The organism is Moritella sp. 5 (genome assembly GCF_018219455.1).
Lineage (GTDB): Bacteria > Pseudomonadota > Gammaproteobacteria > Enterobacterales > Moritellaceae > Moritella.
Genome location: NZ_CP056122.1, coordinates 2,404,634 through 2,429,588, shown reverse-complemented (window position 1 = coordinate 2,429,588; position 24,955 = coordinate 2,404,634). Strand labels below are relative to the sequence as shown.

At 38.0% G+C, this 24,955-nt stretch carries 25 protein-coding genes; 9 read left to right on the top strand and 16 right to left on the bottom strand.

Annotation, left to right across the window (positions count from 1 at the left end; translation table 11 throughout):
• Nucleotides 1-12: 12 nt before the first annotated feature.
• Complete coding sequence (locus tag HWV01_RS10935) at nucleotides 13-1,047, top strand: extracellular solute-binding protein (RefSeq protein ID WP_211675496.1); 1,035 nt, start codon at nucleotides 13-15, stop codon at nucleotides 1,045-1,047.
• 81 nt (nucleotides 1,048-1,128) lie between these two features.
• On the opposite strand, the gene cobB is transcribed toward HWV01_RS10935, so the two are convergent.
• Together cobB and HWV01_RS10925 are read right to left on the bottom strand one after the other, a co-directional pair.
• A complete protein-coding gene (cobB, locus tag HWV01_RS10930) occupies nucleotides 1,129-1,854 on the bottom strand; it encodes a Sir2 family NAD+-dependent deacetylase (RefSeq protein WP_211675494.1) in 726 nt (241 codons plus the stop codon).
• Between the two features lie 274 nt (nucleotides 1,855-2,128).
• Entirely contained in the window at nucleotides 2,129-2,857 is a 729-nt protein-coding gene (locus tag HWV01_RS10925) for a phasin family protein (protein WP_211675492.1), read from the bottom strand.
• A gap of 244 nt (nucleotides 2,858-3,101) precedes the next feature.
• Here HWV01_RS10925 and HWV01_RS10920 point away from each other — a divergent pair, with 244 nt between their 5' ends.
• Nucleotides 3,102-4,328 carry a threonine/serine exporter ThrE family protein gene (locus HWV01_RS10920; protein ID WP_211675491.1) on the top strand — a complete coding sequence of 409 codons (1,227 nt, stop codon included), beginning with the start codon at nucleotides 3,102-3,104 and terminating at the stop codon, nucleotides 4,326-4,328.
• 82 nt (nucleotides 4,329-4,410) lie between these two features.
• On the top strand, nucleotides 4,411-5,805 hold the full coding sequence (gene radA / locus HWV01_RS10915; protein WP_211675489.1) for a DNA repair protein RadA: 1,395 nt from the start codon (nucleotides 4,411-4,413) through the stop codon (nucleotides 5,803-5,805).
• 190 nt (nucleotides 5,806-5,995) lie between these two features.
• Here the strand turns inward: radA and HWV01_RS10910 are convergent, their stop codons facing one another.
• From HWV01_RS10910 to HWV01_RS10890, 5 genes are read right to left on the bottom strand one after another with little or no spacing between them, the layout of a single operon-like run.
• Nucleotides 5,996-6,238 carry a DUF2492 family protein gene (locus HWV01_RS10910; RefSeq protein ID WP_211675487.1) on the bottom strand — a complete coding sequence of 81 codons (243 nt, stop codon included), beginning with the start codon at nucleotides 6,236-6,238 and terminating at the stop codon, nucleotides 5,996-5,998.
• Nucleotides 6,239-6,252: 14 nt separating this feature from the next.
• Nucleotides 6,253-6,687: a YcgN family cysteine cluster protein gene (locus HWV01_RS10905; protein ID WP_211675486.1), complete on the bottom strand. Its 435-nt coding sequence runs from the start codon at nucleotides 6,685-6,687 to the stop codon at nucleotides 6,253-6,255.
• 11 nt (nucleotides 6,688-6,698) lie between these two features.
• Nucleotides 6,699-7,370, bottom strand: coding sequence for a fumarylacetoacetate hydrolase family protein (locus HWV01_RS10900; RefSeq protein WP_211675484.1), 672 nt, complete (start codon nucleotides 7,368-7,370; stop codon nucleotides 6,699-6,701).
• Nucleotides 7,371-7,372: 2 nt separating this feature from the next.
• The gene (locus HWV01_RS10895) at nucleotides 7,373-8,335 is read right to left on the bottom strand and encodes a lytic transglycosylase domain-containing protein (RefSeq protein ID WP_211675482.1); all 963 of its coding nucleotides are present in this window, start codon (nucleotides 8,333-8,335) and stop codon (nucleotides 7,373-7,375) included.
• 31 nt (nucleotides 8,336-8,366) lie between these two features.
• Nucleotides 8,367-8,645, bottom strand: a complete 279-nt coding sequence (locus HWV01_RS10890; RefSeq protein WP_211675480.1) for a YcgL domain-containing protein — start codon at nucleotides 8,643-8,645, stop codon at nucleotides 8,367-8,369.
• A gap of 125 nt (nucleotides 8,646-8,770) precedes the next feature.
• Between HWV01_RS10890 and minC the strand changes: the two genes are divergently transcribed.
• Genes minC through minE form a run of 3 tightly spaced genes read left to right on the top strand, consistent with a single transcriptional unit; the run spans nucleotide 8,771 to nucleotide 10,582 of the window.
• Nucleotides 8,771-9,490: a septum site-determining protein MinC gene (gene minC, locus HWV01_RS10885; RefSeq protein WP_249185526.1), complete on the top strand. Its 720-nt coding sequence runs from the start codon at nucleotides 8,771-8,773 to the stop codon at nucleotides 9,488-9,490.
• A gap of 15 nt (nucleotides 9,491-9,505) precedes the next feature.
• On the top strand, nucleotides 9,506-10,315 hold the full coding sequence (minD, locus tag HWV01_RS10880; RefSeq protein WP_211675478.1) for a septum site-determining protein MinD: 810 nt from the start codon (nucleotides 9,506-9,508) through the stop codon (nucleotides 10,313-10,315).
• Nucleotides 10,316-10,582, top strand: coding sequence for a cell division topological specificity factor MinE (gene minE / locus HWV01_RS10875; protein WP_211675476.1), 267 nt, complete (start codon nucleotides 10,316-10,318; stop codon nucleotides 10,580-10,582).
• A gap of 53 nt (nucleotides 10,583-10,635) precedes the next feature.
• Here minE and rnd read toward each other — a convergent pair whose 3' ends face one another.
• From rnd to HWV01_RS10850, 5 genes are all read right to left on the bottom strand, one after another.
• Complete coding sequence (rnd, locus tag HWV01_RS10870) at nucleotides 10,636-11,766, bottom strand: ribonuclease D (RefSeq protein WP_211675474.1); 1,131 nt, start codon at nucleotides 11,764-11,766, stop codon at nucleotides 10,636-10,638.
• Nucleotides 11,767-11,874: 108 nt separating this feature from the next.
• Entirely contained in the window at nucleotides 11,875-13,533 is a 1,659-nt protein-coding gene (fadD, locus tag HWV01_RS10865) for a long-chain-fatty-acid--CoA ligase FadD (RefSeq protein WP_211675473.1), read from the bottom strand.
• A gap of 224 nt (nucleotides 13,534-13,757) precedes the next feature.
• On the bottom strand, nucleotides 13,758-14,627 hold the full coding sequence (locus tag HWV01_RS10860) for an alpha/beta fold hydrolase (protein WP_211675471.1): 870 nt from the start codon (nucleotides 14,625-14,627) through the stop codon (nucleotides 13,758-13,760).
• Between the two features lie 6 nt (nucleotides 14,628-14,633).
• Entirely contained in the window at nucleotides 14,634-15,338 is a 705-nt protein-coding gene (gene tsaB / locus HWV01_RS10855; protein ID WP_211675468.1) for a tRNA (adenosine(37)-N6)-threonylcarbamoyltransferase complex dimerization subunit type 1 TsaB, read from the bottom strand.
• A gap of 12 nt (nucleotides 15,339-15,350) precedes the next feature.
• Nucleotides 15,351-17,261 (bottom strand): ATP-dependent DNA helicase, encoded by a 1,911-nt coding sequence (locus tag HWV01_RS10850; RefSeq protein WP_211675451.1) that lies wholly within the window; start codon nucleotides 17,259-17,261, stop codon nucleotides 15,351-15,353.
• 342 nt (nucleotides 17,262-17,603) lie between these two features.
• On the opposite strand from HWV01_RS10850, the gene HWV01_RS10845 reads away from it, so the two are divergent.
• Entirely contained in the window at nucleotides 17,604-18,707 is a 1,104-nt protein-coding gene (locus HWV01_RS10845) for a phosphoribosylaminoimidazolesuccinocarboxamide synthase (protein WP_211675449.1), read from the top strand.
• A 117-nt stretch (nucleotides 18,708-18,824) separates the two neighbouring features.
• Here the strand turns inward: HWV01_RS10845 and HWV01_RS10840 are convergent, their stop codons facing one another.
• Complete coding sequence (locus tag HWV01_RS10840; protein ID WP_211675447.1) at nucleotides 18,825-20,441, bottom strand: NAD(P)/FAD-dependent oxidoreductase; 1,617 nt, start codon at nucleotides 20,439-20,441, stop codon at nucleotides 18,825-18,827.
• Between the two features lie 223 nt (nucleotides 20,442-20,664).
• Between HWV01_RS10840 and fdxA the strand changes: the two genes are divergently transcribed.
• Both fdxA and HWV01_RS10830 read left to right on the top strand, forming a co-directional pair.
• Complete coding sequence (fdxA, locus tag HWV01_RS10835; RefSeq protein WP_211675445.1) at nucleotides 20,665-20,988, top strand: ferredoxin FdxA; 324 nt, start codon at nucleotides 20,665-20,667, stop codon at nucleotides 20,986-20,988.
• 213 nt (nucleotides 20,989-21,201) lie between these two features.
• Complete coding sequence (locus HWV01_RS10830; RefSeq protein WP_211675443.1) at nucleotides 21,202-21,645, top strand: hypothetical protein; 444 nt, start codon at nucleotides 21,202-21,204, stop codon at nucleotides 21,643-21,645.
• A 53-nt stretch (nucleotides 21,646-21,698) separates the two neighbouring features.
• On the opposite strand, the gene HWV01_RS10825 is transcribed toward HWV01_RS10830, so the two are convergent.
• The 3 genes from HWV01_RS10825 to HWV01_RS10815 all read right to left on the bottom strand — a co-directional run bounded on the left by HWV01_RS10825 (nucleotide 21,699) and on the right by HWV01_RS10815 (nucleotide 24,819).
• Nucleotides 21,699-22,112 carry a GNAT family N-acetyltransferase gene (locus tag HWV01_RS10825; RefSeq protein WP_211675441.1) on the bottom strand — a complete coding sequence of 138 codons (414 nt, stop codon included), beginning with the start codon at nucleotides 22,110-22,112 and terminating at the stop codon, nucleotides 21,699-21,701.
• A gap of 86 nt (nucleotides 22,113-22,198) precedes the next feature.
• Entirely contained in the window at nucleotides 22,199-23,779 is a 1,581-nt protein-coding gene (locus HWV01_RS10820; RefSeq protein WP_211675439.1) for a tetratricopeptide repeat protein, read from the bottom strand.
• 212 nt (nucleotides 23,780-23,991) lie between these two features.
• The gene (locus HWV01_RS10815) at nucleotides 23,992-24,819 is read right to left on the bottom strand and encodes a hypothetical protein (protein WP_211675437.1); all 828 of its coding nucleotides are present in this window, start codon (nucleotides 24,817-24,819) and stop codon (nucleotides 23,992-23,994) included.
• Nucleotides 24,820-24,955 lie beyond the last annotated feature (136 nt).

The following is a 24,955-nucleotide window of genomic DNA, read 5'->3' as shown; positions in this document are numbered from 1 at the left end:
TGTCAAATTACTATGTTTAAATCAACCATAAAGTGTATTGCCACTGCCCTACTTTTTAGTAGCTCAGCTTACGCAACAACCATTAATTTTTATAACTGGTCTGAATATATTCCGCCAGGTTTGTTAGCTCGTTTCACTGAAGAAACAGGTATTAAAGTCGTTTATTCAACGTATGAATCTAACGAGTCAATGTACGCCAAATTAAAAACGTATGATAAGAACGGTTATGATCTTGTTGTACCGTCAACTTACTTCATTAGTAAAATGAAGAAAGAAGGTATGCTTCAAGAAATAGATCATAAGAAGCTAACTAATTTTGGTAACCTAGAACCGTCTTTGTTAAACAAAGAATATGATTTAGGTAACCGTTATAGTATTCCATATATCTGGGGTGCAACGGGTATTGGTGTCAACACTGCAAATATTGAATTATCGTCAATAACAAGCTGGGAAGACTTGTGGGACCCGAAATGGAAAGGTCAGTTACTATTGACTGACGATGCTCGTGAAATTTTCCACATGGCATTAAAAATACAAGGTCACTCAGCTAATACACAAGACAAAGAAGAATTAGCACAAGCATATGAATTATTGAAAAAACTAATGCCTAACGTGCTTGTATTTAACTCTGACACACCAGCTAACCCTTATATAGCAGGCGAAGTAGAGTTTGGTATGATTTGGAACGGCAGCACGTACATGGCCCAACAAGAAGATAGTGATATTACGATGGTATATCCAAAAGAAGGCGCTGTATTTTGGATGGATAGCTTAGCAATTCCTAAGAATGCCAAGAACGTTGATGCCGTACACAAGCTTATCGACTTCTTACTACGCCCAGAAGTTGCTGCTGAAGTTGCTTTAGAGATTGGTTACCCAACGCCTAACAAGGCAGCTAAAAAATTATTACCTAAAGAGTTTACTGAAAACAAGATTGTATTCCCTGATGCAGAAACAATTGAAAACGGTGAGTTCCACTCAGATGTTGGTGAAGCAAATATCATTTACGAACGCTATTACGAAAAACTAAAAGCGCAAAACCTGTAAGGTTAAACGCAGCTTAGAAGTGATAATAAAAAGGTGCATCATGTATGCACCTTTTTATCGCGTTCAATTCTAATTGATTCTTTAAAAGAATTGCTTATCTCTCGCCATTAATTCATCAACCAACTCTCTCACTTCATCCGTTGCTTTACCGATTCGGTGTTCTTGAAAGTTATCCGAGATATGCGTAGAGTCTAAATTTATTTCGATGGTATGCGCACACGCTTTATGTGCTTCATTAACAAAATCAGCCGCAGGGTAAACCGAGCCTGATGTACCGATAGCAATAAAGAGATCTACAGTGCTTAATGTTTTATAAATATCATTCATAGATAAAGGAATTTCATTAAACCAGACAACATGTGGGCGAAGGTTACCGGCTTCTTTGCAACATCGGCATTTTAGTGTCTTATTTAATTGCTTGTAGGGGAATAATTTATGCGTCTTTTCACAACGTGCTTTAATTAACTCGCCATGCATATGAATAACATTCTCCGCACCACCACGCTCGTGTAAATTATCTATATTTTGCGTGATAATACTAACGTTACCAGAATAGTTTTTTTGTAGCTCAGCTAATGCTATATGTGCGTCATTAGGTTGAATACTAGGCAAAGATAATTGGTTAAATCGTTGATTATAAAAACTATAAACTAACTCTGGATCTCGACGATAACCATCTAGAGTGGCAATATCATCTATGTGATGTTTAGCCCATAATCCATCACTTGCACGGAATGTTTCAATACCTGATTCAGCAGAAATACCTGAACCTGTAAGGATTACTATGTTGTTATAGTAGTCGAACATTTAACTTCTCTTTGTAATAAATCTTATATTAACCATATCATTATTGTGTCTTTTCCGCACGATGAAATACCTATTTTAGGTAATTTATTTGTGTTATGTGATACGTATTAAAGTTAGATTATTAGGATGTTATTAAACGACAAAATCGGCGCTAACTATATGGAAGGATTATATAAATAAGGGAGCTATATGATTACAGAGGTTGGCATACTTGAAATAATAAAATCTTATTGTGGCAGTCCTACCAACCACCACAATAAGTTACACTACATTATTATTTTTTTTTCGCGACTGCTTTTTTAACTCGTTTGTTTGGTACTTTTTTTGACGTTTGCTTAACCGATTGCTTAACTGTTGCAACAGCTTCTTTTACAACTGGATTAACTGCTGTAGGCGCAATAACATCAGCAACAGTTTCAACCGCCGTGGTCACTTGAGCGACAACACTTGAAACGCTTTCACTTGCCTGTACAACTACTGGATTGGTTGTTGCTGGCGCAATAACGTCGGCGACAGTTTCCACTGCAGCGGTTACTTGGGCTGCCACACTCGCCACTTTTCCCGTTACAGCAATCTCTACTTTTTCAACAACGTCTTTAATCGCTTCAACTTCGACGATTACGTCTTTATTTTGCTGTGTTTTAGCTTCTGAAAGTGCCTTTTCGATTTGATCAATTTTATCAATAATGTTATCGAATGTATTAACATCAATATGCGTTAACGTCGTGACGGCCTTATGTACTTTATCTTGTAACGCATCTGTCGCACATTGACTTGCTGATGTTAATTTATTTTTTTGAGACGTAAGAGTTTGTGTTGTGTCTGCTTCTAACTTACGGCCTCGCTCAACTAATTCATCGAAGATTGATTGGCTTTTCGTTACCGTGTTTGATGCTGATTCATAACCTTTATCATAGGCACCTAAACCTGCTAACCAAATATTACGTGTAATTTGATCTTTTGCAGACCATACTTGTTTTGCTGCAGTAATTACTTTCGACATAAGAAACCCTTTTTGAAGCCGCTAATACAATATAAATTTTATGATTTATATATTATCGAGGGAAATTAGAAGTTACATTCCAAAATTTAAGTTACTTAAGTGGTCTCACACACTACAAACAACTTTTAATTTAACAAGTCACCTACAATTTTCGATTAAATTGAAAATAACCAACATTTAAGCTAACAAATTAACTTAAATGGAACTAAAATATAGCTCTTTTTGCATCTCCCAGAATATAACTATGCACAGTCAGACATATAAGCTTCAAATAAATTTTATTATTAAACTCGGGCTCGCCTTACATCGTTGTGGTGCAACAAGTTATCGAATTGAAAATCATTTAATAAATTTAGCTAAGTTCTGGAATATCGAAGCAAGTTTTCTTGTCACTCCGACAGCGTTTACATTCATATTTTCAAGTAACCCAGACGATCAGCATACGCATATTGCACGCGTTAAACCGGCGGGTAACGACCTTGGTAAACTGGCAACAATTGATGAAATTGTCGAAAAAGTTGTAGATTCAGAAGTTACGTTGGACCAGGCTATCGATTTATTAATTGAAGCGAAGCAACAACCTGGTTTTTATGGCGTAAAAACTGAAGCGCTTGGTTGGTGTGTGACCGGTGGCGCGTTTGCAATGCTGCTGTCTGATTCAAGTTTAGACATTGTAAGCTCATTTTTCTTTTCTTTTCTTGTCTTTGTTTTATACAAACTGTCTGCGCACTCGTCACGACTTGCTTCAATTGTAGAGTTCTTCGCACCTTTTATTTCCGCGCTGTTGGCGTGTTTTTTCGCCAGCCTCGAAGTGAATATTAATGTTCCATTTGTCATATTATCATCTGTTATTATTTTCATTCCAGGGTTAGCCATTACTGTCGCGCTAAGTGAGATCGTAAACAAAGATTTGGTTTCTGGTACTTCTAAACTAGTTGATGCCATCATGTTGCTTTTTAAACTCTATTTCGGCGCTTTACTTGGTATCACGTTAGGGAATCTGATTTGGACAATTGACCCGCTAATGCTTGATATGAGTTACTCGTTACCCGATTGGAAAAACTACATCGCTGTAGTTGCGCTATCAACAGGCCTTGTCGTTGCGTTTAATGTGCATAAATCTGACATGCTTTGGGGGATTTCAGCAGGTCTTATTGCTTATGTTGTTAGTACCTTTGCCGCCCAATACTTAGGCTTCACTTTAGGTACTTTCGTCGGTTCTTTCACCGTCGGTTTATTTAGTAATATATATGCAATAATTAAAAACAGACCCGCATCAATAGTCTTGATTCAAGGTATTGTATTGTTAGTTCCTGGTAGTAGAACTTATATGGAATTAAATACTTATATTTCAGGACATGAAATATTAAATAATATTAATGACAGTGGTTTTGTTTTCATGATCTTTATTGCGATCCTTGCGGGTATGATTTTAGCAAACGCGGTATTACCAGCCAAAAAGAGTTTGTAATTTTATTAAACGAAAACAACTGTATAAACATCCATATACTCATGCTATTATTATGGCATGAGTATTTTTTTATAGTTAAATCATGGCCAAAACTCCCAAAACAAAAATAAGCTTCCTCTGTTCAGAATGTGGTGCTAACTTCCCTCGCTGGCAAGGCCAGTGTAATGCCTGTAAAGCATGGAATACATTAGCTGAATTCAAAGAAGCGACATTACCGAGTCAACAACGTGCAATAGCATCTCAAGGTGGTTATGCCGGTACACTCGGCAATACCGTTAAAAAGATGTCTGAAGTATCACACGTCGCATTAAATAAAATAGATACAGAGATAGGTGAATTAGACCGTGTACTCGGTAACGGTCTAACCGTGGGCTCTATTGTGCTGATTTCTGGTGATCCAGGTGCCGGAAAAACGACGATATTGACACAGCTCTCTGCAAATCTTAGCAAGCAAATGGTTTCGATGTACTGTACTGCGGAAGAAAGCTTAGAACAGTTCAAAAGTCGCGCCATAGAACGTTTGAAAATTCATTTTGTAGAAGAAAACTTGTTACTGATGTCTGAATATATTGTGTCTAACATTATGGAGCGGGCTTTAGAGGCTAAAGTTAAATTTTTAATTATAGACTCGATCCAAGCTTTAGAAAGTGAACACTGTAACGGTAGTGCCGGCTCTGTTAGTCAAGTTAAAGGCTGTGCTCAAGAACTGAGCCGATTTGCCAAGCAGCATGGTATTACACTTATCATTATTGGCCACGTAACCAAAGGCAGTGACTTAGCGGGTCCAAAAACCCTCGAACATATTGTTGATACCCTGCTCCATATTGAGGTTAACGACAGTATTATTCGTACAATACGTGCAAGTAAAAACCGTTTTGGTGATGTAGACCAAGTCGGTATCTTCCAAATGCACAGTAAAGGTATGCTCTCTGTCGATAATCCAAGTAAGTTGTTCCTATCTGGTGCCGACGAGCACGTAGCAGGCTCTGCAATTACTTGTATTCGTGACGGTAATCGTAATTTATTACTTGAAGTACAATGTTTAGTCTCTGAATGTGAGGCAGAAAATCAACAACGCGTGAGTATTGGTCTTAGTTTTAATCGATTAAAAATGATTACCGCAGTGCTACGTAAACATGGACGAATTAAGCTGTTCCATGATGTTTATGTCAACTTAGTTGGTGGTTTAAAGCTACCTGAAACAGATACAAGTGCTGACTTAGCCATTGCTGCATCATTAATTAGCTCTCTGAACGATAAAGAAATGTCTCGTAAACACTGTTTTATGGGCGAAATTTCGTTAAGTGGTGAAGTTAGACCCATTAATGGTGGTGTTCCGCGCGTTAACGAAGCGATTAAACACGGTTTTGATGTGATCTATATACCGAAAGCAAATTACCACAAATCAATGGAAAATAATGGTGCGAAGATAATACAAATCGAGAAGATTGGTGATCTTCTAGAAGCCCTTAATTAACTACCCTGTTCAACTTTGAATGATTTAACGTTATAGCTTTACTTAAGTTGTAGCGTTAAATTAAAGTCTGCGTTTATTTAGAATATAGAAACACTATTGCATGATGGTCTAAACAATTTCCCGTATTATTTAAAATGATAATATTTTCTCTGACTTTGAGATATTCAGAGGCTAAATAGCCCCTGAATCATTATTTGTTTTTACACCCACAACTCGTTTCAGCAACTAAAACATTGTTTCTCTCTACAATGCGACCTTTCGTCATCATGTTTGCTAGTATTTGTGTTTTATCCATGCCTTTTATTTTGCATGTGTGAAATAAATCTTGAGGAAATTGCTTACCTATAAGATTTAATAGTTCAGCCTTTTTCATTACCTGTGACTGCGCAGCTAATAGCGCTACGATTTCTCTACCATGAATAGATTCGGTCATCTTATCCTCAATAATTACAGTTTAAACGTTATGATATGGTCTTCTAAGTCACCTGCTTGTGATTCAGCAACGGCTTTACCACGAATTGAATAACCTAATTTATGCATCTCAGATTGACTACCTGTAATTAGCGGGTGCCATTCAGGAATATCACTCCCTTCAAGTAAACGCTTGTAAGCACAAGTTTCAGGTAACCAATGAAATGCATCTATATCATCTAATGTCACCTTAAAACAATCTGAAACATACTTAAAACGTTTCTCGTACTTCTTACAGCGACATGATTTGGTATTTAATAACTCACAAGCAACATTGGTGAAATGTATTTCATCCGTTTCATCTTCGATAATCTTATGCAAACAACATTTTCCGCAACCATCACAAAGTGACTCCCACTCTGTATCAGACATTTTAGCTAGTGTTTTAGTCTGCCAAAATTTTTCTACCATTTCATTAATCTCTAAATAATCTCGCAGCCGAACTTATAACGGTTTGCTAGCGTTAATGCAAGTTTATCTCCGCTATTTAGCACGCCGACGCCTGCTGGTGTACCTGTGAGCACAATATCACCGGGTAGCAGTGTAAAACAGTCCGTAATTTCAGAGATCAATGACTCTATTGAACGCATCATTTTAGCAGTATTGCCCTGCTGCCTAGTTATATTATTAACGGTTAAACTAAATTCAAGCTGATTCAAATCATGAAATTCATTAATTGGAATAAATCTTGATATCGGACACGAATAATCAAAGGCTTTAGCCCGTTCCCACGGCTGGCCTTTATCTTTGAGCTTTGATTGTAAGTCCCTTAATGTTAAATCAAGACCAAGCCCTACTCCCCATATCATTTCTGCGATATTTATAACATCACCACGTTGAATTGGTGAACTTATCAATAAAGCGACTTCAAGTTCGTTATGACATTCGCCAAGTCCTGCTGGTAATAATAATGGCTCATCAAGACTAACAAGTGCTGTAGCGGGTTTCATGAACAATAATGCTTGCTCTGGAACTTCGTTACCAAGCTCACGAATGTGGTCGAGGTAATTTCGACCGATACAAACAACCTTACCTGCGGGTAAGTCTAACGTATTATCACTGATGTTCTTATGTTGATAAAGGGAGTAGCTCATTTTCAATCCTTGAATTTTATTGCATCAGACAAATGTGCAACAGAAGTAGCAAAATAATCAGAACGATTCCAACGCATAATGCTTTTATAGTTGTTATATACTAAATAGATACGGCCATTTTCACCATCAGGCATAATCAGAGACGCATCAAGATCAACTTTAGGTAGGTTGTTTCCTTCGTAAGTCCGTATACCGAGTGACTGCCATTCATTTAATTTCTTTGTTAACTTAAGACCTGATACTTGTGCATCATAATTATTAGGTAACAATACCTGTCGACCCCAAGTATAAGTATCATCCCACTTTGCTTGTTTTAGGTAGTTTGCAGCAGAAGCCAACGCATCGGCTGTATTGTTCCAAATATCCTTTTTTCCGTCTTTGTTATAATCAACCGCATACGCATTAAATGAAGACGGCATGAATTGAACTTGCCCCATAGCACCAGCCCATGATCCTTTCATATCAGCAGGTGTAATATGGCCTTCATCAATAATTTTTAATGCTGCAAAGAATTCTTTTTTGAAAAAAGTTTCACGTCTACCGTCATAGGCAAGTGTCGCAAGTGCAGATAATGTAGAGAAGTTCCCAGTATAACTACCGAAGTTTGTTTCAACTCCCCACAGCGCGACAATGAATCTTGGTTGAACACCAAAGTCTTTTCCAATTCGGTCTAATAGTTCTTTATTTTCTTGGAACAATTTACGCGCTTTCGCTATTTTCCATTCTGGAACAGCTCTAGGAATATACGCATCAAGTGTTATTTTTTGGCGTTCCGGTTGCGCTTTGTCATGTACGATTGTTTTTTTTCTATAGTTAATAGTACCGAACGCATCATTAATCGTTTGTTCACTGAGCCCTAATAATTCGGATTCAGTGCGTAAGGTCGATAAATATTCATCGAATGTCGGCTTGGCATACACAGATGTTGAACTTAAAGCTAATAACACTAGTCCTGCTAATTTCATTTTATCTCCTTATGTACCCTTCAATGACGTGCTATTTGTTTTCATCACGCCATTTTTTATATTCATCTAAATGATTTACAGGCGGTGGTGGCATCTGTAAATAAAAGCCCGTTGTTGTTAAGTTATCTAATACTTTCTTAGTATCGGCAAATGGCAACTTTCGTGTTTCAGTCAAATTCATCGTGACAACTAACTTAGGTTGACCAAACATACCTAATAAAGTTTCAGGAACTTGGCTAAAATCGTCACGGCGGGAAATAAATAAATACATCTCTTCTTTTTTATTAGTTTTATAAATTGAACACAGCATTGTTTTTCTCTTTGGTTATGAACTTGCCTATTTTGCAAGTAAAATATAACATGGCATAATGAATTAACTAAGTGCTATAACAATAAATGCAAAAACAGGCATAAAAACTAAGCAACCAGGGAAAAATGATGGCAGATCAGTCAATAAAATTTAAAGGGACTAGCTTTACGCTTTCAGTAATTCATATCGAAAATGATGCTGCAATGGCTAATCTTCATTCCTTTATTGCCGACAAAGTATGCCAAGCACCTGCATTTTTTAAATCTGCACCGGTTGTTGTTAACGTGGCGAACTTAGCCGACGATATCGACTTTCAAGCTATTGAACATGTCATCACCAATAATGGGATGAATCTTGTAGGTATTGAGGGTTGTAAAACGGCAGAACAAAAACTAAGTGTTCGAGAGGCTGGCCTTTCCGTTATATCGAATACAGCTAAAAATAATACAAGCACATTTGTATCAACGTCAAAAATAAAACCAGAAATTCAGACAGTTATTGTTGAAAAATCTGTAACTAAGACCATAGTTCATAAAGGGCAGATACGATCTGGGCAACAAATTTATGCTCAAGATGCTTCTTTAACCGTTTTGGGTAATATAAGCGCAGGTGCTGAAGTTATTGCAGATGGTTCAATTCATATATATGGTGCATTACGTGGCCGTGCAATAGCTGGTGCTAAAGGTGACGGTAGCGCACAAATTTTTTGTAACAAATTAGACCCAGAATTATTATCAATTAATGGCACTTATATTTTAAGTGATGCCGTGCAGTCAGAATTTTTAAATGCTCGAGCGCAAATCAATTGTATTAATAACAAATTAGAAATTACAAAGTTCGATTAAATTCAAGGAATTAAAATGGCTGAGATTATTGTCGTAACATCCGGTAAAGGTGGTGTAGGTAAGACGACTACAAGCGCCGCTATTGCAACTGGATTAGCAATGCGAGGGAAAAGAACTGTTGTTATCGATTTCGATATCGGTTTACGTAATTTAGACTTAATCATGGGCTGTGAACGCCGTGTGGTTTATGACTTTGTTAATGTAATCAACGGTGAAGCAAACCTGTCGCAAGCTTTGATTAAAGATAAACGCGTAGCGAACCTGAATATTCTACCCGCTTCGCAAACGCGTGATAAAGATGCACTCACAAAAGAAGGCGTTGGTAAAGTATTAGACCAACTTGCTGAAAATCATGATTACATCATTTGCGATTCACCTGCAGGAATCGAAGCAGGCGCTATGATGGCATTATACTTTGCAGATGTAGCGGTTATTACCACAAACCCAGAAGTCTCGTCAGTGCGCGATTCAGACCGTATTATAGGTATGCTACAAAGCCGTTCTCGTCGTGCCGAACAAGGTCTAGAACCGATTAAAGAACATTTGCTTATTACTCGCTACGTACCAGAACGCGTTGCGCGTGGTGATATGTTAAGTGTTGAAAACATCACTGAAATTTTAGCCGTACCGCTTGCAGGTGTCATCCCTGAATCAGCAGCCGTATTGAAAGCATCTAACTGTGGCCAACCTGTGATCCTTGACACAGAAAGTGATGCAGGACAAGCTTATGCAGATACTGTTTCTAGAATTTTAGGTGAAGAACGCGAATTTCGTTTTCTTGACGTAGAAAAGAAAGGCTTTTTAAGCAGAATTTTTGGAGGTTAAATGTCGTTACTTGATTATTTTCGCACATCAAAACCGGATGTGTCATCTGCTAATTTAGCGAAAGACCGCTTACAAATAATTGTTGCACATGAACGTAACATACGTGACAGCACGCCAGATTATTTACCACAGTTAAAGCTGGATATACTTGAAGTAATCAAAAAGTATGTTGCTGTAACATCAGATCAGGTTCATGTTCAACTTGACCAAAGAGACAACAATCTTTCAGTTTTAGAACTGAACGTGACTCTTTCTGAAGACCAGTAAGCATTTAAGCAAGTGTACAACATTCATGTACACTTGCTATTACTTATTACTTATTACTTATTAGCCATTAAACCTTCAAACAAGTGATTACCGATCAGTTCTGAACGCCAATCACTTAACAACACAGGTTTACTACCGACAGCACGCTCCTCCTCTGTCAATTTCCAGACCCAGTTTAATAATTCATTGATAATTTTCTTTGAACCAATTAGTTCTGCTGGAATATTCGTTTTATCGGCAACGATAGCAATCTTATTACGTATTCCTTGTACTATTTTTTTATAGCCAGGGTAATCAGAAATTCGCGTTAACTCTTCAGGCAACTCTTCATCTGAAAGACTTTGAGCTTGTTTAACAAGATCGATAATCTGTTTTCCGTGACGCTTAATCTCGATAGGAAGTAACCCTAACTTATTTAGATCTCGTAATGATTTAGGCTGCTGTTTCGCGACTTCCAGAAGGTGGGCTTCTTTAACCACAAAATTGACAGCCATATCACGGTTAACCGCATTGGTCTCACGCCATTCGCCTAGCGCTTGTAAGATTGCAAGCTCACGAGGTGATAAAAAAGATGCATTTTTGAATTGTTTATAGACTGTTTTAGGATTCTTATTGATCATTTTTCTGCGACGTAAATTATCTAACTCTTGCAAATAAAAATCGTAATAGCCTAGTTCATCAAGTTTGGATTTTAATTCATGCCAGCATGGCAGCAAATGATACACATCAGCAGCGGCATAACTTAACTGCTTAGTTGTTAATGGACGTGCTAACCAGTTAGAACGAGACTCACCTTTATCTAACGTGATATTTTGAAATTCAGAAACTAAACCACCAAAACCGAGAGAAGAACCGAGTCCACAAAATGCAGCTGCGATTTGTGTATCATGGAAAAAATCAGGAAATTTATTTGCAACCGTCATGAATACATCGAGATCTTCAGAACAAGCGTGAAGAACAACAGGTTGACGATCGAGGAGTTGCCATAATGCGCTAAGGTCATCAATAGCGAGTGGATCAACTAAATACGTTTCAGTACCATTATATAACTGAAACAATCCTAAGATTGGGTAATAAGTACGCTGTCTGATAAATTCAGTGTCGATAGCTAAAATTTCAACTTCCGCACATTGAGCTATCATCTTCTGCAATGTTATTTGATCTTCAACTAAAATATATTCCACTTATAACCTCAAAAAAAAGCCACTTTCTTACAATTTAGAAAGTGGCTTAATTTTAGCGAAATATATTACTAATGATAAGTGTTTTATTACTTTAAATTAGATCTAGTACTAATCGCGTAATTCACGGCGTAAAATTTTACCTACGTTACTCTTAGGTAATTCATCACGGAATTCAATAATACGAGGAATTTTATAGGCAGTAAGGTGCTCACGACAATGCGCAACAATCTCTTCTTTCGAAATTTCACCTTTCTTCACAACGAAGATTTTAACTGTTTCGCCTGACGACTCATGAGGAACACCAATAGCAGCGGCTTCAAGAATGTTGTCATTTAACGTTAGTACGTCTTCAATTTCGTTAGGGAATACGTTAAAGCCTGACACAAGGATCATATCTTTTTTACGGTCAACGATGTAGAAGAAACCATCTTCATCCATACGAGCGATATCACCTGTGTTTAACCAGCCATCGGCAGTAATCACTTCAGCTGTGTCTTGTGGACGCTGCCAATAACCCTGCATGACTTGAGGACCACGAACTTGCATCTCACCAACTGCGCCAGGTTTTGTTAAAACGCCACCGTCTTCATCAATGATACGAACATCCGTCGATGATACAGGTAAACCGATTGAGCCATTGTATTCATGTAGATCGTAAGGATTTACAGTTACAAGTGGTGAACATTCAGTTAAACCATAACCTTCAAGTAAGTGATTACCCGTTATTTTCTTCCATTTTTCCGCTACAGAACGTTGAACAGCCATACCGCCACCAACTGAAAGCTTCAATCCAGAGAAATTAATCTTTGCGAATGTTTCATCATTTACAAGCGCATTAAACAAGGTGTTTACACCTGTAATTGCAGTTGGTTTATGGTCGTCAATTTCTTTAATTAATGCAGGAAGATCACGAGGGTTTGTAATAAGAATATTCTTACCACCGCTCAAGAAGAACAACAAACCATTCACTGTTAAGGCAAATACATGATATAGCGGTAATGCCGTAATAACTGTTTCAGTACCACGGTCAATAATACTGCCGTATGCACCTTCAGCCTGTAATACATTCGCAAGCATATTTTTGTGCGTTAATATTGCACCTTTAGATACACCGGTGGTACCGCCTGTATACTGAAGGAAAGCAATATCATCAAAACCAGTTTCAACTTTGGTAAACTTCATTGAACGACCTTTATTCAACACGCGGTTGAATGTGATCGCATTTGGTAAGCTAAACTTAGGGACCATTTTCTTCACGTACTTAACAACTAAGTTTGTGATAGCACCTTTAACTGGAGAGAACAAGTCACCCAATTGCGTTAAAATTACATGTTCAACAGGTGAGTCTTTAATCACCTTTTCCAAAACGCTTGCAAAGTTTGAGATAATAACAATTGCTTTTGCACCAGAATCGTTTAGCTGATGTTTTAATTCACGCGGTGTATATAAAGGATTTACATTAACAATCACCAAACCCGCACGCAATACACCAAATAAGGCAATCGGGTATTGAAGTAAGTTTGGCATCATTAACGCGACACGGTCGCCTTTATTTAATTTAAGCTCGTTTTGAAGGTAAGCTGCAAAAGCACGAGATTTTTCTTCGATTTCACCATAAGTTAATGAACAACCCATATTTACATATGCAGGGTTGTTACTAAATTTTTGAACTGTTTGATCGAATATATCGTTCAAAGAACGAAATGAACCAAAGTCAATTTCTGCGGGAACATTTTCCGGGTATCTATTTAACCAAACCTTTTCCACCTTACCACTCCTTTTTATTTAACTTATTAATTTAACAAAACGACTAAGTATTATTAATCCATTTATAATATTTAGCCGCTATTGATGAAATTATTTATTGTGAACAGATCTTAATTGATTAACACTCAATTAACAAATGAAATATCTATATTACACGCTTATTTAAATCTTCATTATTTAGAATTAGATAATATAAACTCTATTTTTATCGATTAAATAAACTATTATTTTAATTTATCAACAAATTTAACGATCGCACTTGCAGTTTCGACAGCATTATCCATATGAACATGATGCCCGCCGGTAAGTGTCAAAATATCAAAATTTTCTTTATTAAATATGTCCAACTTTAATTTATCAACAATTAAAGAATAACCTTTATCACCAACAATAATCAGGCATCTCGTTGATATAGATGATAAAATATCAACAACCTGAGGCTCTGTCAACCTAACCAAAGATCGTAGTTTGAGCTTAGGATCAGATCGCCATGTTATTTTTTCTGCATTAATAATTAAATTTCTTCTACATATCAATACAGCATTTTGCTCCGTCAAATCAGAAACAAAACAACGTGCTTTAACGACCTTTTCCAATGTCAAAGCATCAGCCCCACGACTAACACTTTGGTGGTAATTGTAACAGCGTTCTATCCCTTTACGCAATTGGTTTACTGTTTGTTCAGCTTCTGCTGAAATTGCGCCCAACCCTTCAATTAGTATCAAACGATTAACAAGTTCTGGAAATGTTGCTGCAAAAATGGAACTGATCATTGCGCCCATTGAGTGCCCAACTATACTGACGGTGCCCCAATGCTGTGTTTTAATTATTTGATAAAGGTCTTCTACCCATTCAATGAAATTGTAATGACCTTTCTTATGATCAGAATGACCATGACCGGGTAAATCTATCGCAATCAATTGATAGGGTAATGAGCCATCATCTAAATTACGCTTTAGTTCTTCAACAAGAGGAATAAAGCTTGCAGCATTGTCTAACCACCCATGAACAGCCAGTAAAATAGGTTTGGACTTATCACCATAGCGTAAACCAGCAATAGTTTTACCATTGACCTCTATACTAAAGCTATTCATTAGAATTTACTCTCTACCCGGTAGTTTTTTCCAGGTTACTGTATCGCGAACGTAAACAGGCATAGCATCTTCAACTGAAACCGCATTCCCTTGTTCGAATTCAGCCGCTGCAATAATGAGCATATCTTGTGAACTTGGGAACTGTATACCTTCACATGCTGTTAGTTGAGCAACGCTTAAATCAGCAAGTTGTTCAGCATAGGTAGACCAACCCGTTCCAAGCGTATGGAATGCAGTTTCTGATTTATTAAAATCAGCCAATAGCTGATCTGGCGTAACTACAATTTCTTTATCAACTAGTGTCATTACGCCCGCTCCATTGAGCTTGTAATGAGCAAAATATATTTCGCCCATACGTGCATCAATTGCCGGTAATACGTCAGTTACATTGTGTAAACGATGAGCACCTTGCGCCATCGCTGCCAGGGTTGAAATTGGTAGCATTGGTAAATCAGCACCAAATGCTAAACCTTGCGCAATCCCCGTCCCAATACGAACACCGGTAAAGCTGCCTGGTCCACGACCAAATGCGAGTGCATCTAAATCTTTTAATTTAACCCCTGCTTCAGTCAATAAGCTATCGACCATAGGCAATATACGCTTAGTGTGCTCGCGTGGGCTTTCTAGCTCTCTCACTAATACCTGGCCGTTAATGCTCAATGCGGCAGAACAATTTTCTGTTGATGTATCTAGTGCTAAAATATTACTCATAAAATTCACTTTCTAATTGTTAGTTTTCTTAATAAAAGATAAAACGCTATTTATATCTCTGGTTCGTGGCATATCGGGTAAGCTATTGATAAACGTTGCGCCATATCCACGAGAGACGATACGTGTATCACAAATAATAACACATCCCGTGTCTTTGACATCACGGATTAAACGCCCTACTCCTTGCTTTAAATTAATAACAGCCTTTGGTATTTGCAATGCAGAGAAAGGATCTTCACCTTTACGCTGGCAATCTTCAATACGCGCTTGTAAAAGAGGATCATCTGGTGACGCAAAAGGCAATTTATCAATAATAACACAGCTTAATGTTTGCCCACGTACATCGATACCTTCCCAGAACGAGTATGTCCCAATCAGTAACGCATTACCGTGCTCAATAAATTGGTCGAGTAAGACTTGTTTATTATCTTGTCCTTGGACAAAGATCGGCATAGTCAGCTGTTGTTGTAATAAACTCGCTACTTGCCTAATCATGTAATGACTTGTGCATAAGAAAAAACAGCGACCTTTATTGGCTATAATAATAGGTGCTAATTTTTCAACCAGTATACGGGCTATATTTGGATCATTTGGCTCAGGTATATTACGCGGTACGCACAACATTGCCTGGTTGTGATAATCAAATGGGCTTGCTAGAATTAACTCTTTCGCATCTGCGAGTCCCATTTGTTGGCGATAATGTGAGAAACCATTATCGACAGCTAATGTCGCAGAAGTAAAAATCCAGGTTGATTTGCTTTTTTCTTGTTCAGCGCTAAAACGTTCTGCAATATTAAGTGGCGTTATATTTAAAGTAAAGTTTCGCTTAGTGCATTCATACCAATAGCTCTCGCCAGTATTATTAACCGCCATTATTTGTTGAAATGTTGCTTTAATTTCCACCACGCGATCAAAGCATTGATCGACAAGTTCCGTTCGACCAAGATTAAGCTTGATCACTTCATATATGAAGTCGAGTTGATCTTGAAAGCGTATAATCGTTTTCATTACCGCTTGTTGACTGAATAAATGCCGCCAATTTCCACGTCCAGATTCCATCGAAAAACTCAATCTTAAATCTTGCGTAGCATTCGCTAAACCATTCGCAGCTTTAGTTACTTGTATTGAGTCCTTAAGATCTGTTCGCCCTAAATACTGCACATCTTTACAAAGTGCTTGTATCTGTTTACTGGTGATTCTTTTACCAAAATACTCTGAAGCAATATCTGGTACTTGGTGAGCTTCATCAAAAACAATCACATCAGCGTCTGGTAAGAGTCGACCAAACCCTGAGTCTTTAACATTCAAATCAGCAAAGTATAAATGATGATTAACAACCACTACATCCGCTTCAAGCGCCTTACGGCGCGCTTTGACTAAAAAACAATCGTCATAGTCAGGACAATCTCGCCCTAAGCAATTATCATTAGTAGAGGTAACTAAGGGTAAAATTTCTGCGTCGTCTTTAAGACCCGGCACTGAACTCATATCACCGCTAATAGTGATATTGGACCAACCCTTTACTTTAACATAATCACTTAATATAGTTTGATTTTGATATTGAGTTTCTCGCCCTAACCGCGTTAATCGCTCCGTGCACAGGTAATTACTTCGACCTTTGAGTAACGCAGTTTTTGCTTTACTGTTTAATGCATCAATAATAAAGGGTAAATCGCGATTGAATAATTGCTCTTGAAGATTTTTACTACCCGTACTGATAATTGTTGTTTTATCATTAATCAATGCTGGTATTAGATAGGCAAACGTTTTACCAGTCCCCGTTTCAGCTTCAACGATTAAACTCCCCTTGTTTGTGATCACTGAATTAATGGCTTTTGCCATATCAATTTGTGGTTGACGAGCGGTATAGCCATCGATGACCTTGGCTAAAGCGCCACCCGATAAAAAATATTGCTCTATCACAAACAAGTTTCCATATAGTTTTATAAGACAGCATTTAATATCATCACTCGTCGTAATAATCAAATTGATGTTTTATAAAATCGAGTTTATGGTTATTTTTCGACCCTATTTTAGAAAGTCACCTCCTTATAGTTTGTTCTTTTTAACAAAATTAATCAGTAATAGTGGCATCACTCTCCACATCTGGTAAAATCGCCGTCAAATCGACAGCAACACCTCGAATCTAGCTAAATGAGTCCAAAGTAACTTGGAAGAGCCTTCAGGGATATTGAAAGAAACTCTTCCAAGTTACTTAGGTGTAAGTTTTATTTAAACGATTAAACTCAATAAGGATAGTTAACAATGAGTCTTGCTGATAAAGTATTAGCTGTAAACAATGATTTACCGATACGTACAGATAAACCTGTTCACAGCGGTAAAGTGCGTTCTGTTTACTGGTTAACTGAAGCTGACAGTCGTCGTCTGATCGAAGAAAAAGGTTACGATGTAGCGGCGGATGCACCACTTGCAATTATGGTTATTAGTGACCGTATTTCTGCGTTTGAATGCATTTGGCACGGTGAAGGCGGCATGCGCGGTGTACCTGGGAAAGGTGCGGCGTTAAACGCAATTTCAAACCATTGGTTTAAGTCTTTCCGTGAAAACGGTTTAGCTGATAGTCATATTCTTGATATCCCTCACCCATTCATTTGGATCGTTCAAAAAGCCAGACCAGTAATGATTGAAGCTATTTGCCGCCAATACATCACAGGTTCTATGTGGCGTGCTTATAGCCAAGGCGAGCGTAATTTCTGTGGTATTGAACTACCTGAAGGTTTAACTAAAGACCAAAAATTACCAGAGCTACTCATTACACCGTCTACTAAAGGTATTTTAGAAGACATACCAGGTGTTCCAGCTGTCGATGATGTGAATATCACCCGCAAAAATATTTCAGATAACTACGAAGCATTTAACTTCAAATCACCTGATGATATTACTTACTACGAAAAGTTACTAAAAGAAGGCTTTAACGTAATCAGTGATGCATTAGCGGATGTTGACCAAATGTTTGTTGATACTAAATTCGAATTTGGCTATGTAACAGACAGTAAAGGTCAAGACAAGCTTATCTATATGGATGAAGTTGGTACACCGGATTCATCACGTATTTGGGATGCAGCAGCTTTCCGTGAAGGTGATGTGGTTGAAAACTCAAAAGAAGGTTTCCGTCAGTTATTACTTAACTACTTCCCTGAACCTGATATTTTACTCAATAAAAACAGAATGGATGAACGTTTAGCGCTTGCTGAACATAATGTATTACCGACATCTGTATTAATGTCTGTTTCTGAAACTTATTTGAATATCGCAGAGAAGATCACTGGCGAAAAGATTATTTTATCTGATAATCCGAAAGCTGAAATCATTAAAATATTACGTGACGATTATAATCTTATCGATTAATACCTTCGGGTATCAAATCGCAGATTGATTAAAACGTTAAAATGAAAAGGAGAGCTAATTAGCTCTCCTTTTTAATACCGATTTTCTAAAACTTATTTAAACTCACTAAATAAGTAATTAAACTTCTTTTACAAGCATAGAAAGCGCCATTGCTTCCGCTACTTTAATGCCATCTATGCCCGCAGATAAAATGCCACCAGCATAACCAGCACCTTCACCAGCAGGGTATAAACCTTTCGTACTAATACTTTGGAAATCACGACCACGTTTAATACTTACAGGCGATGATGTACGAGTTTCAACACCCGTTAGTGTTGCGTCTTTCGCAGAGAAACCTTTAATTTTCTTTTCAAAAGCAGGAATGGCTTCACGAATAGCTGCAACAGCAAACGGAGGAAGAGTTTTGCTTAAGTCTGTAAATTTAAGACCAGGCTTGTATGAAGGAACCACATCACCAAACTCACCTTCGCCACGACCAGTAAGGAAATCACCTACAGTTTGTCCCGGAGCATCGTAGTTGCTACCACCAATAACGAATGCATTTTTTTCCCACTTACGCTGTAAGTCTATACCAGCCAATGGATTACCTGGGTAATCTTCTGGTGTGATACCAACAACGATAGCGCTGTTCGCATTCATTTCATTTCGTGAATATTGGCTCATGCCATTGGTAACAACGTGACCCTCTTCTGACGTTGCAGCAACAACAGTGCCGCCTGGACACATGCAGAAGCTATAAACTGAACGGCCATTCTTACAATGATGAACAAGTTTATAATCGGCTGAACCTAGTAGTGGGTTACCTGCATTTTTACCAAAACGCGCGTCATCAATAGCTGATTGTTTGTGTTCAATACGGAAACCAATTGAGAAAGGCTTCGCTTCGAGGTAAACACCACGGTTTTGTAACATTTCGAATGTATCACGCGCACTGTGGCCAATAGCCAGAGAAACATGGTTTGTTTCAATAATTTCGCCACCAGCAAGCTCAACACCTGTAACTTGATCATTTTCAATTAAAATATCATCAACACGAGCACTAAAACGAATTTCACCGCCTAGCGCAATGATATCTTTTCGCATACGCTCAATCATAGTAACCAGTTTAAATGTGCCAATGTGCGGCTTACTTAAGTACATGATCTCTTCAGGTGCGCCAGCTTTAACAAATTCAGTTAAGATCTTACGCGCATGAAATTTAGGATCTTTAACTTGGCTATATAATTTGCCGTCAGAGAATGTCCCCGCACCGCCTTCACCAAATTGAACATTCGATTCAGGGTTTAATTCACGCTTACGCCAAAATCCGAATGTATCCTTCGTTCTTTCACGAACTTCTTTACCACGTTCAAGTACAATTGGTTTTAATCCCATTTGAGCAAGAATTAATGCAGTAAATAAACCACATGGGCCAAAGCCAATCACAACAGGACGCTGCTCTAGCTCTTCTGTTTTTTCAGCAACAAATTTGTATTCCATATCAGGAGTAATACGAACATGTTGATCTTTTTCAAACTTAGCCAGAAGCGTTTGCTCATCTACGCTATCAGCCAACGTAATATCTAATGTGTACATTAAGATAATCACATCACGTTTACGTGCATCATAACCACGACGAAAAACAGTATATTCAATCAATTGTTCAGGTTGAAGTGACAATCTCTGTAAAATATATTCATTAATAGCTTGATCATCATGATCTAGCGGAAGTTTTACATCGGTTAAACGTAACATAGAAAATTATCCAAATATCAAAGTGCATCGCGCTGTTAGAGCACTAGCCAGAAAACTAAAATCTTAGGGCGGGTATTTTACGTTATTATTAATAAATATGCATTTTATTATTTGAAATTAGGTTGTTTTTCAAGCCTCTTTTACTGCCTTTATAGGATGTTAATTGCTTTTAAGTCGTGCTTACGTATAATGCCAGCACTTTGAAAATTGAGGAACAAGCATCATGGCTTTTGTCGTAACCGAAAACTGTATTAAATGTAAACATGGTGATTGTGTCCCTGTATGCCCTGCTGATGCCTTTCATGAAGGACCAAACTTTTTAGTCATAAATCCAATAGCCTGTATTGATTGTGGACTTTGCGTACCAGAATGTCCTGTCGATGCAATTTTCCAAGAAGATGAAGTGCCTGAAGATCAAGAGATATTTATCGAATTAAATGAAGAGCTCTCTGAACTATGGCCTGTTATTACAGATAAATGCGAGCCACCAGCAGATGCTGACGTATGGGATGGAGTCGAAAATAAGCTGTCTTTACTCGAGCGCTAATAATTGCATACCCTATCATGTAACCCAAATCCATCTATTCTAGCCTTATTAAAATAGTGTACCCAGTAAATTAGGTATGAAGGACGAAAAAAATCAGCGAACTGACGTCGAATCACATTTTTCAATCTTAGTCATATAATCAATAGGTTAAGTGTTATTCTTAGTGATACATTCGACAAGTTAGATATTCTCACTAAAATTAAGGATGATTAAATGGCTGATATTTACAAAAGTGATTCAGGTTACTCAGAAATGGTAGGGGTCTTTGAAACTGCACATTCTACTAGTTACAGTGGTAAATGGGGCAAAGTGTACCAAGATTCAACTGAAGTTGGACAATGCGAAAGTCAATCAACAACAGGTTACAGTGCTAAATGGGGCAAAGTGTACAAAGATTCAAACGAAGTCGGAAAATGGGAAAATGAATCAACAACAGGTTACAGTGCTAAATGGCACAAAATTTATGATGTTTTTGGAGAAGAAATAGGTCGATACGAATGTGCGAGCTCTACTAGCTATAGTGCTAAGTGGGGCAAGGTGTATAAAGGTAATAATCCACATTTTTTACAAGAAGTCGGTGTAATCAAAAACGCTAAAGATGATGATGAAGCTTTACAAACAGCAGCTGCGGCCTTGTTATTAGGTCTTTTAGATTGATACTATAGTCCTTCTCCTCTTCATAATTTTATGGAGAGGATCTCAGCGGCCTGTTAAGTCAGCTTTAAACACTTTTTCAAATAAAATCTCTTATGTCCATTTTTATAACCATCAAGCTTACCAAAAATTTCATATCCTAACTTTTCATAAAACTCTTTAGCCTGAAAATCGAAGGTATCAAGTTGAGCGTATTTACAACCACGGTGAATAGCCTCTTCTTCGGCCTTTAAAAGTAACTCTCGGGCAATACCTTTACCCCTGTGTTCGGAGGACACCCACAAATAATCAATATCAAGCCTTTCCCAATATGTCTTTGCAGTTAACCCCGCAATTAATACTCCCTGAATATCTCGTTCAAATACAGCTAACTCACTGAAATCATTTGGCATGAACTCTAGGTTATAATGCCTTACATTCGAACTAATAATGCGTATATCTTCTTCTTTTGGATTGTCTGTGATTTCCAATGGTTCCCCCTAGAGCTTAACAGGTTTCTATCGCGCCTCTCGATAAAAACATTCCTAACTTATAACGAGACTATTCATGGTAATGCTTAGATAGCCCCTGCAACTTTCAATTTATCCAGAGCGGCGGTATAACCTTGCGCAGCAGCTTTACGAAATAATTTTATGGCTTCAGCATTATTCTGAGGTAAGCCTCTCCCAGTTAAATACATAATACCAAGGTTATATTGACCTTCTGCAAAACCCTGTGCGGCTGATTTTCGGTACAGGTTCACTGCTTCGCTATAACTCTGAGGTATACCTAGCCCGTACTCATAGATTAACCCAAGGTTAGATTGTGCTGATTCAACGCCTTGTTCAGCCGCTTTTCTGAACCAATATGCCGCTTTTTTATAGCTCAGAGACACACCGAGTCCATTATAATATAAATCAGCAAGATTATTTTGTGCTTTAGGATGTCCTTGTTCGGCCGCTTTTTGGAACCAGCGCACCGCTTTTTTATAATCTATAGAACACCCTCGACCAAATCTATACATGCTACCAAGGTAATACTGTGCGACTGCAAGTCCCTGCTCTGCCGATTGCAGGTACAGCTTTTCTGCTTCAGGGTAATTCTTAGGTTGATCCTTTCCGATATCATACATAAGAGCAAGAACGAGTTGCGCCTCGGCATTTCCTTGTTTCGCCGCTTTACTAAGCCAATTAACAGCCTTGGAATAACTCTTTGTTACACCTTTACCATGATAATACATGGCTCCAATCTGATATTGTGCCTTAGCATAGCCCTGTTTTGCCGAACTATGAAGTAAGTTTATAGCCTCTGCATTTTCCTGAGGTACACCTTGTCCATTTAAATACATAAGGCCAAGATAATATTGCGCACCAGCATAATTATGCGCCGCAGCTTTACCAAGCCATAACGCCGCTTCGTTATAATTTTGAGCAATCGTAGTACCTAGCCCCTGATAATATATCGAACCGAGAAGGGCTTGAGCATAAGCTTCATTTTGATTAGCAGCCTTACGTAACCAATTTATTGACTCACTATCATTCTGAACAACAAACAGTCCCTCCAAGTACATAACACTAAGCATGGTTTGTGCTCTGACATCCCCTTGGTCAGCCGATTTACGATACCAAATGACTGCTTCGCTGCCATTTTTAAAATCATCTGGTCCACTAAAATATATACGAGCAAGTTCATATTGCGCTTCCGAGTTACCTTGCTCTGCCGCCTCATGAAACCACATGATTGCTTCGGTATTGCTCTGAGAAACACCTTTCCCATATTTATACATATAACCAAGCAGTAATTGTCCATAAACATTACCTTGCTCGGCAGCTTTACGATACCACTGAGCGGCCTCTATATCGCTCAGTGGTATATCTTGTCCATTCTCATGCATAACACCAATATAGTTTTCCGCTTGCGTTTCAGTGAGCCCCTGCTCCACTCTTCTATGAAACAAAGCTACGGTATCTGAATAGCCCTGAGAAATATCGTCATCACGGTAATACATAACGGCCAACTCATATGGCGAAGACAACGGCTCATATTTAACAGCATCTCGCGTTTCATATTTGATAGTATCTAGCGGTTTATTAGTATTTGAACAACCTGAAAGAACAAAAAAAGCAACAGGGAACGCTACAAGTAAAATATGTTTCATTTTAATTATTTTTAATCCTTAAATTATAATTAACGATGATATCCCAATTAATATCATACATTTAAAACCATACGGTTGGATATAGATCTTAACCACCTTATTCCGCAATATTGAGACTTTTATTTAAAGGGATCTTTTATAGGACATTTGGTGAAGAACAGAAGCGGAAGAATCGAGTTAGAGTGATTGTAAGATTGTGATTGTGATTGACATCACCAACCGAGTGGAAAGCTAATATAAGCGCGGATCACCATATCGTTATCCCAAGCCAATATCGCTTGATAATCAGGTGCACTCGCAGGTTTATTATCATAAGGATCTAAATTATATTTTGTGTACACGGCACTGATAATAGTATTGCTCTTTTTAATCCAATCAGTTGTATTATAAACTAGGCTAAACGTATATTGATTTTCAAGCCAGGTATCACCATCATGCCATTGTTGCGCTGAGGCGTTCATTTCCAGCTTTTCCCTTAAAGCAAAGCGCACATCCGCACTGAGTGACATTGCCCCGCTTTTATTTTGCAAATCATCTCGAGCGTAACCACGTAGTTTCGGCGCATCATCATCTATTTCTAAGAAGTAATAGCCCGTTAAAAACGTCGAGGCTATAGACAAAGAAGGTGAGTCGTACTGGAGATTAACTCCCGGCATCAACTTAAACTCTTGCTCTACTGCACTTACTGTATTGCACCTCCCCTTGATGTCTATTAACCAATTAACCGATACGTCTTTAGAAAGCCGCGCGAGTAAGGCTTTACTTAACAACTTAAATTGATACCAAATAGGAATATGGTCTTGATCAAGCTCATCCTTATCTCGATCAATAAAAGCATCAACACTTCCAGTTAACAGAATCTCATTCTCTGTTGTGTGTAATACGACAAGTCCAACCCCAGCACCGAACGTATGCGAGCTCTCCTGAGCGACGAAAAAATCATGCACCCCTGCATTCATTTTCCAGTCGGCGGCATAAAGCTGAGTTGTAAAGGGGCATGTCAGGATGAATAAACGGGTACACAATGTTGTATTAAACATCTTAGTTATCACCATTTAGTTATTTTTATCTGCTAAGTGTAGGCGAATAAGATTAAATTAGATGGTTTACAGGACTATTACTGTCGGTACACATAGGTAGGGTTTTAACAAGTGACTCACTTAAAGCTTGTAGTGC